Origin of the sequence: Bradyrhizobium hipponense, from assembly GCF_008123965.1 — a bacterium.
Classification (GTDB): domain Bacteria; phylum Pseudomonadota; class Alphaproteobacteria; order Rhizobiales; family Xanthobacteraceae; genus Bradyrhizobium; species Bradyrhizobium hipponense.
Genome location: NZ_VSTH01000090.1, coordinates 1 through 11024 on the forward strand (window position 1 = coordinate 1; position 11024 = coordinate 11024).

Sequence of the window (11024 nt, forward strand, 5' to 3'; positions counted from 1 at the left end):
GCTTTAATGGTTGCTACGAACCGCCTTCTTGGCTGGCCGTTTCTTCGCAACGAGCTTCGTCGGCTCGGCCTTCTTCACCTTCGGCCGCTTCTTCGCCTTGGCGCGCCCGGCGGCGGCGAGAGCCGCCCTCGCCCATTGCGCAAGCTCCTCGGAATCGTCGAACAGCCGCGCGGGCAGCTCCCAGTAGGAGTTGACCAGCACGGTCTTGGCGCGGGTCTGGTACTGGAACGGCTTTGAGCCTTCGGCCTCATAATCCGGGATGGTCTGCTCGTCGGCGCGAAAAAACAGGCCGGCGCGCAAGGCGAGCGCAAAGTTGATGCCGTCGGCGGAGATGCCGTAGCCGGAGAACATCTTTCGGATGGTGACGGGGCCGAAATCGGCGAAGAGGTCGATCAGGAATTCGCGGTCCATGGCCGAACTGTCTCCCCATCGTCGTCCTGGCCTTGTGCGCAATTGCGCACTGGAGTCAGGACCCATTGCCACAGGAAGGAGTTTAGCGAAGACTGCCAGTCGTGCCAGCGCCGGTACTGGCACCGACGATCACCGCGAAATCACGCGGTATGGGTCCTGGCCTTCGCCAGAACGACAGCGGAGTGATTTGCGAGAAACGGGCGCCTACCCGTCGATCTTCGCCGGCCGCAGTTCGACCGACTCGCCACAGCCGCAGGCGGAGATCTGGTTGGGGTTGTTGAAGACGAACTGGGCCTGCATCTTGTCGGCCTTGTAGTCCATCTCGGTGCCGAGCAGGAACAGCACGGCCTTGGGATCGACCAGGATCTTGACCCCCTTGTCCTCGACGACCTCGTCGGTCGGGCGGACATCATGGGCGTACTCGACCGTGTAGGACTGCCCGGCGCAGCCGCCGTTCTTCACGCCGACGCGCAAGCCCACGATCTCGGAATCGGCGCGCTGGGTCAGCTCGGTAATTCGCTGCGCGGCAGCGTCCGTCAGCCGCATCACCTGCGGGCGAGGCCGCTTCGGCTTGACTGGAGCTGATGATACCTGGGTCATATCTGTTATGTGGTCCGTTCGGATGCGATTTCAATCCAGCAAGTTCAGTGCCAGCGCGCGTTTCGCCGCACCTACCACATATTGAGCACGAGGCGGGCCTCGTCGCTCATGCGCTCGGGCGACCAGGGCGGCTCCCAGACGACCTTGACGTCGACCACGCCGACACCGGGAACACTGGCGACCGCGTTCTCGACCATGGTCGGCAGCTCGCCGGCAGCCGGACAGTTCGGTGTCGTCAGCGTCATCTGCACATCGACCGAACGATCGTCCTTGATCTCGACCTTGTAGATCAGGCCGAGCTCGTAGATGTCGGCCGGAATTTCCGGGTCGAACACGGTCTTCAGCCCGGCGATGATCTCGGTGGTGAGACGCTCGGTCTCCTCCGGCGGCAGTGCCGACTGGGTTTCCATCGGATTGGCTTTGATTTCGGCCGTATCACTCATGCGAACATATCCCGCGCCTTCAAAAGCGCCTGAACCAGATGATCGACTTCTTCCCGCGTATTATACATGCCGAACGACGCCCGGCATGTGGCGGTTACGTTGAACCGCTCTAAAAGCGGCATCACGCAATGGGTGCCGGCGCGCACCGCGATGCCCTGGCGGTCGATCACGGTGGCGACGTCGTGGGCGTGCGCGCCCTTGAGCTCGAACGAGATCACCGGGCCCTTGCCGCGGGCGGTACCGATCAGGCGCAGCGAGTTGATCTCGCGCAGGCGGTCCTGGGCGTAGGTGACGAGATCGTGCTCGTGCGCGGCGATGCGCTCCTTGCCGATCGAATTGACGTAGTCGATGGCCGCGCCGAGGCCGACGGCCTCGACGATCGGCGGAGTGCCTGCCTCGAACTTGTGCGGCGGGTCGCCATAGGTGACCCAATCCTTCGCGACCTCGCGGATCATCTCGCCGCCGCCGTTGAAGGGCCGCATCGCGACGAGGTGCTCGTGCTTGGCATAGAGCGCGCCGATGCCGGTCGGGCCATAAACCTTGTGACCGGTGAACGCGTAGAAATCGCAGTCGAGGTCCTGCACGTCGATTGGCAGGTGCACCGCGCCTTGCGCACCGTCGACCAACACGGGAATGCCGCGGTCGTGAGCCAGCCGCACGACCTCCTTGATCGGAACGAACGTCCCGAGCGCGTTCGACATCTGCGTGATGGCGACCAGCTTGGTCTTCGGCGTCAGCAGCTTCTCGAACTCGTCGATCAGGAAGTTGCCTTCGTCATCCACGGGCGCCCATTTGATCACTGCGCCGTGGCGTTCCCTGAGGAAATGCCAGGGCACTATGTTGGAATGATGCTCCATGATCGAGAGGACGATCTCATCGCCCTGCTTGATGTTCGGCTCACCCCAGGACGACGCAACGAGGTTGATCGCCTCGGTGACGTTGCGGGTGAAGATGATCTCTTCGGTGCGGCTCGCATTGACGAACTGCGCGACTTTTGCCCGCGCGCCCTCGTAGGCCTCCGTCGCGGCATTGGCGAGGTAGTGCAGGCCGCGATGCACGTTGGCGTATTCGGAAACATAAGCCTGCGTCATGCGATCGAGCACGGACTGCGGCTTCTGCGCGGAGGCTGCGTTGTCCAGATAAACCAGTGGCTTGCCGTAGACCTGCATTGCGAGTGCCGGAAAGTCCTGGCGCACGCGCCCGACGTCATAGGCTCCGTTCTTGACCGCCGGATGCGTGCTCATGACCGCCGCTCCAGCCAGCGCTCGGCGATGCCGATCACGTGCTCCCGGAGATTATCATCGGCGATCTGCTCGATCGCCTCGCCGACGAAGGCCTGGATCAGCAACGCCTGGGCCTGCTTCTCGGGCAGACCGCGTGCCTTCAGGTAAAACAGCAGGTTGTCGTCGAGCGCGCCAGCGGTGGCGCCGTGGCCGCAGGAGACGTCGTCGGCGAAGATCTCGAGCTCGGGCTTGTTGTCGGCTTCGGCTTCGTCCGAGAGCAGCAGCGCCCGGGTCATCATCTTGCCGTCGGTCTTCTGTGCGTCGGGACGGACGATGATGCGGCCCTGGAACACCGAATGGGCGCGGTCGTCGATCACGGCGCGGAAGATCTCGCGGCTGACGCAGTTCGGCACGGCATGGTCGACCACCAGCGTGGTGTCGCCGTGCTCGGTCTTCTGCAACAGGTTGACGCCATTGATCGAGAGGTCGCTGCCCTCGCCCGCCAGCGTGATGAAGCCCTGGAGCCGGCTAACCGCCGCGCCGCTGGTCATGTTGAAGAAGTTGACCTTGGTGTTGGCGCCGACAGTGACGAATTGCGAGGTGATGTTCACCGCGTCAGGCGCATCGTCCAGCAGGCGGATATGCGCGACGTCGGCATCGTCGCCGATCGAGAGGATGACGGCATCATTGACCTGGTAGGCCTTGGCGCCAGCCGCGACAAAGCTCTCGATGATGGTGGCGCGGACACCCTTCCCGACCGCGACCTGCGAGCGGGTGAAAGCCGAGGCCGAGGCAGCAGTGGCGACATGAATGATCTGGATCGGCGCAGACAGCTGAGCGCCATCGGCAATCGACAGCACGACACCATCGCTCGCCATGGCCGCGTTGAGCGAGATCACGGCATCGACCGCCGCAGTCTTCAGGAGACCGGCGTCTTTCTCCAAGGTCTCCTGCAGAGTTTTGAAGCCCACCTCGGAGGCGAGCGCTTTCACGTCCGACAGACCGGCCGCGAACACGCCATCGACCAGCACCAGCTTGCGCGCGCCGGCGACCGCATGCGCCTTCACCGCGTCGGCCGCGCTCGCCAACGCCGCGGCATCGGGTGCTGCCGCCAGCGGCAGCAGCTCGCCGACCAGCGCACGCAGGTCGGTGTATTTCCATTCCTCGATCCGGCGGTGCGGCAGGCCGAGACGCTCATAGGTCTCGAACGCATCGCGGCGGGTCGCGATCACCGCGGGCGAACCCGGCAGCCGACCTTCGGCGCTGGTGAAGAGATCGCTCACCGCGCGGCCACTCCCGGTCTTTGCCACAGCAACGTTCATTGCAAAATTCCTTACGCAGCGTCCTCGAACTGGGTGTAGCCGGACGCTTCCAGCTCCAGCGCCAGTTCCTTGTCGCCGCTCTTCACGACACGGCCACGCGACATCACGTGCACGAAATCAGGCACGATGTAGTTTAGCAGCCGCTGATAATGGGTGATGACGACCATCGCGCGCTTGGGCGAGCGCAGCGCGTTGACGCCATCGGCCGCGATGCGCAGCGCGTCGATGTCGAGGCCGGAATCCATCTCGTCGAGGATGCACAGGCTCGGCTCGAACAGCGCCATCTGCAGCACCTCGTTGCGCTTCTTCTCGCCGCCGGAGAAGCCGACATTGACGCCGCGCTTGAGCATGTCCTGCGGGACGTTCAGCGATTTCGAGACCTCGCGGACTTTCTTCAGGAAGTCCGGGGTGGAATATTCGCTCTCTCCGCGCGCCTTGCGCTGTGCGTTGAGCGCGGTGCGCAGGAACGTCATGGTGGCAACACCGGGGATTTCCACCGGATACTGGAAGGCAAGGAACACGCCCTTGGCGGCGCGCTCGTCCGGATCCATCTCCAGGAGATCCTCCCCCTTGAACAGGATCTGGCCATCAGTGACTTCATAGCCGGGCTTGCCGGCGATGACGTGCGAGAGCGTCGACTTGCCGGAGCCGTTCGGCCCCATGATCGCGTGGACTTCGCCCTCGTTCACGGTCAGCGTCAGGCCATGGAGGATCTCACGCTCCTCGACACGGACTTTCAGGTCTTTCACTTCAAGCAAGGCCATTGTTTTGTTCCATCTATCCCCTCGTCCTGAGGAGCGCTGAAGGCGCGTCTCGAAGGATGAGGCCAACAATCTTTCCGATATCCAACCTTCGAGACGGCCGCTTTGCGGCCTGCTCAGGATGAGGGCGGAGCTATCCGACCGAACCTTCCAGCGAGATCGAGATCAGCTTCTGCGCTTCCACCGCAAACTCCATCGGGAGCTGCTGGAGCACGTCCTTGACGAAGCCGTTGACGACGAGGCCGACGGCTTCTTCCTGGGAGAGCCCGCGCTGGACGCAGTAGAACAGCACGTCCTCGGAGATCTTCGAGGTGGTGGCCTCGTGCTCGAACGTCGCCGACGAGTTCTTGGCCTCGATGTACGGCACGGTGTGCGCGCCGCATTTGTCGCCGATCAGCAGCGAATCGCAGGCAGTGAAATTGCGCGCGCCGGTGGCTTTTCGGTGCGCCGTCACGAGGCCGCGATAGGTGTTCTGCGACATGCCGGCGGCGATGCCCTTGGAGATGATCCGGCTCGACGTGTTCTTGCCGAGGTGGATCATCTTGGTGCCGCTATCGACCTGCTGGTAGCCGTTCGAGATCGCAATCGAGTAGAACTCGCCGCGGGAATTGTCGCCGCGCAGGATGCAGCTCGGGTACTTCCAGGTGATGGCTGAACCAGTCTCGACCTGGGTCCACGAAATCTTCGAATGGTTGCCACGGCAGTCGCCACGCTTGGTGACGAAATTGTAGATGCCGCCCTTGCCTTCCGAATTGCCGGGATACCAGTTCTGCACCGTCGAATATTTGATCTCGGCGTCGTCGTGCGCAACGAGCTCGACCACGGCGGCATGCAACTGGTTCTCGTCGCGCTGCGGCGCAGTGCAGCCTTCAAGATAGGAGACGTAGGAGCCCTTGTCCGCGATGATCAGCGTGCGCTCGAACTGGCCGGTGTTGCGTTCGTTGATGCGGAAATAGGTCGACAGCTCCATCGGGCAGCGCACGCCCGGCGGCACGTAGACGAACGAGCCGTCGGAGAACACCGCCGAGTTCAGCGTCGCGTAGAAATTGTCCGAGGTCGGCACCACGGAGCCGAGATATTTCTGCACCAGCTCAGGATGCTCGCGGATCGCCTCCGAGATCGGCATGAAGATCACGCCGGCCTTCTTCAGCTCCGCCTTGAAGGTGGTCGCCACCGAGACCGAATCGAAGACCGCATCGACCGCGATCTTGCGCCGGGCCGGGTCGTCCTCGCCTACCTTGGGCTCGACCCCTTCGAGCATGGCGACTTCGCGCAGGGGAATGCCGAGCTTCTCGTAGGTCTTGAGAATCTCCGGATCGATCTCGTCGAGCGAGGTGATCGTCTTCTTCGGCTTCGGCGCCGCGTAATAATACAGGTCCTGGAAGTCGATCTTGGGATAGTCGACGCGGGCCCAGGTCGGCTCGGTCATGGTCAGCCAGCGCCGATAGGCTTCCAGCCGCCACTGGAGCATCCAGGCGGGCTCGTTCTTCTTCTCGGAGATGAACTTGACGGTCTCTTCCGACAGCCCCTTGGGGGCCTTGTCGGACTCGATCAGGGTCTCAAACCCATAACGATACTGGTCGACGTCGATGCGCTTCACGCGCTCGACCGTCTCTTGTACGGCTGGCATTCCATCCTCCGCTCGCGGTTTCAAGGACCGCGGTGGATCATCAAACTCGGACGACTATTACGATGTTTCTTGGCGCGAAGCACGCCCTTAGAACCGTTCAAGCCGTGTTTCGTCGCTTAGCCCTTAAGTAGGGTATTCCCGAGCTTTCGCCAAGCCTCTAACGCCCTATTGATGTCCTCTGGTCCCGTGGACCAGCCCAGACTGAGGCGCACTGCTCCCTGGGCGGTGGCGGGATCGAATCCCATGGCCGAAAGGACATGTGACGGCTGCACCTTCCCGGAGGAACAGGCCGAGCCTGAGGACACCGCGATCCCTTCGAGGTCGAAGCCAATGACGGCGGTCTCAGCCTTCAAGCCAGGTGCCGTGAACAGCGTGGTATTCGGCAACCGCGCAACATCCTGCGAAAAGATCGTCGCCCCGGCAATCGCCCGGAGATCATTTTCCAAATGATCTCTGAGGGTTGTCATCCGCTCCGCATCCTCTGGCAGAGCCTCAAGCGCGGCTTTCACCGCGGCACCAAAGCCGGCGATGCCTGCGACATTCTCGGTTCCTGCCCGCCGGCCGAGTTCCTGGCCGCCGCCGCGCAGCACCGGTTCCAAACCGGTGAGCCCCTCCGCGACGACCAGCGCGCCGACACCCTTGGGGCCGCCGATCTTGTGCGCAGAAAAGGTTGCGAGGTCAGCGTCTATAGCCTTGATATTGAATGGTATTTTTCCAAGCGCCTGGATTGCGTCGACGTGCAGTAGGCCGCCGGCCTCGTGAACGATCCGCGCGGCCTCGGCGATGGGCTGAAGCGCGCCGGTCTCGTTGTTGGCCGCCATGACGGAAACCAGCGCCGGCGGGCCGCTGCCGAGCAGGTCCTTCAGATGGCCGAGATCGACCGCGCCTGACCGCGTCACCCGGATCTGCCCGACCGCATCGGCCTGGAAACGGCCTCCAGCCAGTACCGAGGCATGCTCGACCGCCGAAACCAGGAGTCGCTGCACCGGGCCGCCGGATGCCCCTTTAAGCCCAGGCGAGAGCGCCAGCGCATTGGCCTCGGTCCCGGCCGAGGTGAAAACAACGTTCCGCGGCAAGGCTCCGACGGCGCTCGCAAGCGCCGCGCGGGCCTCTTCGACCAGCCGCCGGGCCTCCCGCCCCTCGGCATGGACCGAGGACGGGTTTCCGATGAGATCGAAGGCGGCGACCATCGCCGCCCGCGCCTCGGAGCGCAGCGGCGCGGTCGCGTTCCAATCGAGATAAACGCGGGTCGGCATGCCGCCCTCTTAGCACCTTTGCACCTTTTGTCCTTGCGCCAATCGGAAGCCGGTTCGCATCAGGCCGGCTGTTGCTGCGCGATCGCGGCCGGGCGGCGCCGCTCCATCCGCAAACCGAACAGCGGCCGCAGCCAGGCGATCCGCCGTACCATCTCATAGGTGACCACGCAGGTGAGCGCGGTGCCAGCAATGACGATGAAGGCCTCGCTTCCGGCCGACAAACCGCTGCCCTGTAGTGCGTGCGCGATCACGATGATCGCGGTCTGGTGCACGATGTAATAGGGAAAGATTGCGTCGGTCAGGTAGCGGCGCACGGCGCGGTCGGCGGTGAAGTGGCGCCGCGCAAAGCCCAGCACAGCGGCCATCGCCAGCCACTGATAACAACCATACGCCGAACTTGCGAACCACCTCAGCATCGACGACGGCTCGAACAGGCCGGCACGAAGCAGAATGAATACGACGAACAGGCTCGCGGCGACGGCCAGGGCAATCCACCGCTGACGCTCGATGTCGCGCCAGATGCTGTCCTCTTTCGCCAGCAGGAAGCCAATCAGGAACGCGGTCGCATGGTCCGCGTGGTTGTACCAGTCGCCGAACAGTGCGTGCGTCGACGGGAAGACCGGGAACAGGAACAGGCGCCAGGCCGCGAACAAAAGGCACGGCAGGACCAGCAGACCGGGTCCGGCGAGCAGGACAGCCAGTCTCGCACCGAGCCGATCGGCCAGCACCGGCCACAGCCAGAGCACGCCGACCAGCGCGACGGTGTAGACCCACAGATAGACCACGAACCAGAGATGGTTCCAGGTCGGGAGCACGATGCAGGGGGTCGGGCAGAATTGCGCGCCGAACGCCAGATAATGCCGGAGGTAGAAATCGGCGAAGCCGGCGGGGTAACCGAGGCTCTCAACGATCTGGAGGTAGGACTGCGGCGGCACGATCACGAACATGCCAAAGATCAGTGGGATCAGGAGCCGTGCCGAGCGCGCGCCGACGAAGGCGCCGAGATTGTACTTGCCCAGCATGAAGCGGGTGGCGACACCGGAAACCAGGAACAACAGCGACAGCCGCCAGGGATTAATGACCAGCATCAGGGGCTCGAGCCAGCTCAGCCGGTGCACGCTCTTGATGTGAAATGCCCAGGACACGTAGAGCATGCCGACGTGGTAGAAGATCAAAAGCCCAAAGGCTAAAATCCGTACCCAGTCCAGATCGATGCGCCGTTCCGAAGTCGAGAGTTGCTGTGGTGTTGACATGGTTTTCTGCTCCTTGAGGGGACGCCAAACGCGGTTCTTCGGCCATGGCTGACACTGAAAATGCCTCACAAACCGAGCGCGTCGAGCCGGTTTGGGATCAGGACCGGGAGCGAAGGGATGAAGTGCCGCGCGCGGGGACGAGCGGCGGGGCTTCAGGGACCAGCGGCAACGACTGGACGATGTTCGTCGCGATCGCCGCAGTCTCGCTCGCGATCGGAATCGTGAATGCGCTCTCCGGCGCGCAGGATGCCGCCTGGCGCGGCGACAGTTCCAACATCGGCCGGCGGCTTTTCTTTGAGCTCTCGAGCATCGCCGTCATCCTGCTGCTGGTGCCGATCCTCATGCTCGCCATGCGGCGCATGCGCCGCGCCTCGGGCGTCCTGCGGGTCGGGATCGGCGTCGCCACCCTGCTCGGCTTCTCGGCCCTCCACATCACCGGCATGGTCTGGATCCGGAAGCTCGCGCTCTGGCTTGCCGGAAGCGCCTACGACTTCCATTTCTCGCTTGCGACGATCCTTTACGAGTTTCGCAAGGACAGCGTGGCCGTTTTCCTGATCGGCAGCACGCTCTGGCTGCTCGAAAGCCGGCGCGAGCTGAAAAGGGCTGCAACGGCCATCACGCCCGTGCCGGCCGGCCCGCAACAATCCCCACGCCCCGATCTGATCTGGCTCAGAGACGGCACGAGCCGCATTCGCGTCGCGCCCCGCGATATCCTGTGGGTCGCCTCCGCCGGCAATTATATCGAATACAGCCTCGCCGACGGCACCCAGCACCTGATCCGCGGGACGCTCGCGATGGCCGAAAGCGAGTTGTCGCGCCTCGGCATCGTGCGCGTCCACCGCACAAAACTTGCCAATCTCGACCGGGTGAGCAGCGTCGACCTCAAGCCATCGGGGGATTTCGAACTCACTTTCGATAACGGGCAGACGCTTGGGGGCAGCCGCCGCTACCGGCCGGCGGTCGCCTCGCTTGGGGCCGCGCGGCATCCGCGTGAGTCGCCCGGGGATCGTCCGAGGGACGATAAACCCACGTGATTCCAGTTACTTGACCGAGGCACATGAGCTCAGCGGCGGCCTTCATCGTCGCGCCTGATCCGCATGACAGCGGCAGGAGCGCGCGCGCCGGGCCGCTCATGACATCGCCACGTTCAGCTAAGTTCTTGAGGTCATTGAGAGATGCCGAAGATGCTTGCTTTTTGACCCACGCCTCATGTTAGAACGCGCGCGTCAGTTCACTGCGCGCCGCTCGCGCATCATCCGAGGGCGCCGCTCCACCCTTCCATTCGCGGTTTTGTCGGCACAACAGCCGATGAAAGTCCGCGCAATCGGTTGGTTGCTGAGGACCGTCTTCAAGGAATCAACAAGAGATCATCCATGCCCGAAGTTATTTTCACCGGCCCTGCTGGCCGTCTCGAAGGCCGCTACCATCCGGCCAAGCAGAAGAACGCGCCTATCGCGATGATCCTGCATCCGCACCCGCAGTTCCACGGCACGATGAACCATCAGATCGTGTACCAGTGCTACTACGCCTTCGCGCATCGCGGTTTCTCGGTGCTCCGCTTCAACTTCCGCGGCGTCGGCCGCAGCCAGGGCTCGTTCGACCACGGCACCGGCGAACTGTCGGATGCCGCTGCCGCGCTCGACTGGGCACAGACCATCAATCCCGAGGCGCGCGCCTGCTGGGTTGCCGGCTTCTCCTTCGGCGCCTGGATCGGCATGCAGCTGCTGATGCGCCGCCCCGAGGTCGAGGGCTTCATCTCGATCGCGCCGCCGGCCAACCTCTACGACTTCTCGTTCCTTGCGCCCTGCCCGTCCTCCGGCCTGATCGTGCATGGCGAGAAGGATGCGGTGGTGCCGCCCAAGGACGTCAACACGCTGGTCGAGAAGCTGAAGACGCAGAAGGGCATCGTGATCGACCAGCAGGTCATCCCCGGCGCCAATCACTTCTTCGACGCCAAGCTCGAGCCGTTGATGGAAACCATCACCGCCTATCTCGACATGCGGCTCGCCAACGTGCGCTGAGGCCTCGTAGCTGAGCCTTGCAGCCCGGATGGAGCGAAAGCGAAATCCGGGAAGCTCCATCCGCGGAGACAAGGCCCCGGATTGCGCTTCGCTCCATCCGGGCT

At 63.6% G+C, this 11024-nt stretch carries 11 protein-coding genes; 2 read left to right on the forward strand and 9 right to left on the reverse strand.

Annotated features, from left to right (window positions below; translation table 11 throughout):
* Positions 1-3: 3 nt before the first annotated feature.
* The 9 genes from FXV83_RS25640 to FXV83_RS25680 form a co-directional block, all read right to left on the reverse strand.
* Complete coding sequence (locus FXV83_RS25640; protein ID WP_148742402.1) at positions 4-411, reverse strand: TfoX/Sxy family protein; 408 nt, start codon at positions 409-411, stop codon at positions 4-6.
* A gap of 204 nt (positions 412-615) precedes the next feature.
* A complete protein-coding gene (locus FXV83_RS25645) occupies positions 616-957 on the reverse strand; it encodes a HesB/IscA family protein (RefSeq protein ID WP_038970205.1) in 342 nt (113 codons plus the stop codon).
* A 125-nt stretch (positions 958-1082) separates the two neighbouring features.
* Positions 1083-1454 (reverse strand): SUF system Fe-S cluster assembly protein, encoded by a 372-nt coding sequence (locus FXV83_RS25650; protein WP_008558582.1) that lies wholly within the window; start codon positions 1452-1454, stop codon positions 1083-1085.
* Positions 1451-2698: a cysteine desulfurase gene (locus FXV83_RS25655; protein ID WP_148742403.1), complete on the reverse strand. Its 1248-nt coding sequence runs from the start codon at positions 2696-2698 to the stop codon at positions 1451-1453. Before FXV83_RS25655 ends, FXV83_RS25650 begins: the two co-directional genes overlap by 4 nt.
* Positions 2695-3999 carry a Fe-S cluster assembly protein SufD gene (gene sufD, locus FXV83_RS25660; protein ID WP_148742404.1) on the reverse strand — a complete coding sequence of 435 codons (1305 nt, stop codon included), beginning with the start codon at positions 3997-3999 and terminating at the stop codon, positions 2695-2697. The genes FXV83_RS25655 and sufD overlap by 4 nt, the downstream gene beginning before the upstream one ends.
* A gap of 11 nt (positions 4000-4010) precedes the next feature.
* On the reverse strand, positions 4011-4763 hold the full coding sequence (gene sufC, locus FXV83_RS25665; protein ID WP_148742405.1) for a Fe-S cluster assembly ATPase SufC: 753 nt from the start codon (positions 4761-4763) through the stop codon (positions 4011-4013).
* A 130-nt stretch (positions 4764-4893) separates the two neighbouring features.
* Positions 4894-6390 carry a Fe-S cluster assembly protein SufB gene (gene sufB / locus FXV83_RS25670; protein ID WP_148742406.1) on the reverse strand — a complete coding sequence of 499 codons (1497 nt, stop codon included), beginning with the start codon at positions 6388-6390 and terminating at the stop codon, positions 4894-4896.
* A 116-nt stretch (positions 6391-6506) separates the two neighbouring features.
* On the reverse strand, positions 6507-7646 hold the full coding sequence (locus FXV83_RS25675; RefSeq protein WP_148742407.1) for a cysteine desulfurase family protein: 1140 nt from the start codon (positions 7644-7646) through the stop codon (positions 6507-6509).
* 59 nt (positions 7647-7705) lie between these two features.
* Positions 7706-8899 (reverse strand): acyltransferase family protein, encoded by a 1194-nt coding sequence (locus tag FXV83_RS25680; protein WP_148742408.1) that lies wholly within the window; start codon positions 8897-8899, stop codon positions 7706-7708.
* Positions 8900-9078: 179 nt separating this feature from the next.
* Here FXV83_RS25680 and FXV83_RS25685 point away from each other — a divergent pair, with 179 nt between their 5' ends.
* Together FXV83_RS25685 and FXV83_RS25690 are read left to right on the forward strand one after the other, a co-directional pair.
* On the forward strand, positions 9079-9933 hold the full coding sequence (locus FXV83_RS25685) for a LytTR family DNA-binding domain-containing protein (RefSeq protein ID WP_235940167.1): 855 nt from the start codon (positions 9079-9081) through the stop codon (positions 9931-9933).
* 339 nt (positions 9934-10272) lie between these two features.
* Entirely contained in the window at positions 10273-10920 is a 648-nt protein-coding gene (locus FXV83_RS25690; protein WP_014495555.1) for an alpha/beta hydrolase, read from the forward strand.
* Positions 10921-11024 lie beyond the last annotated feature (104 nt).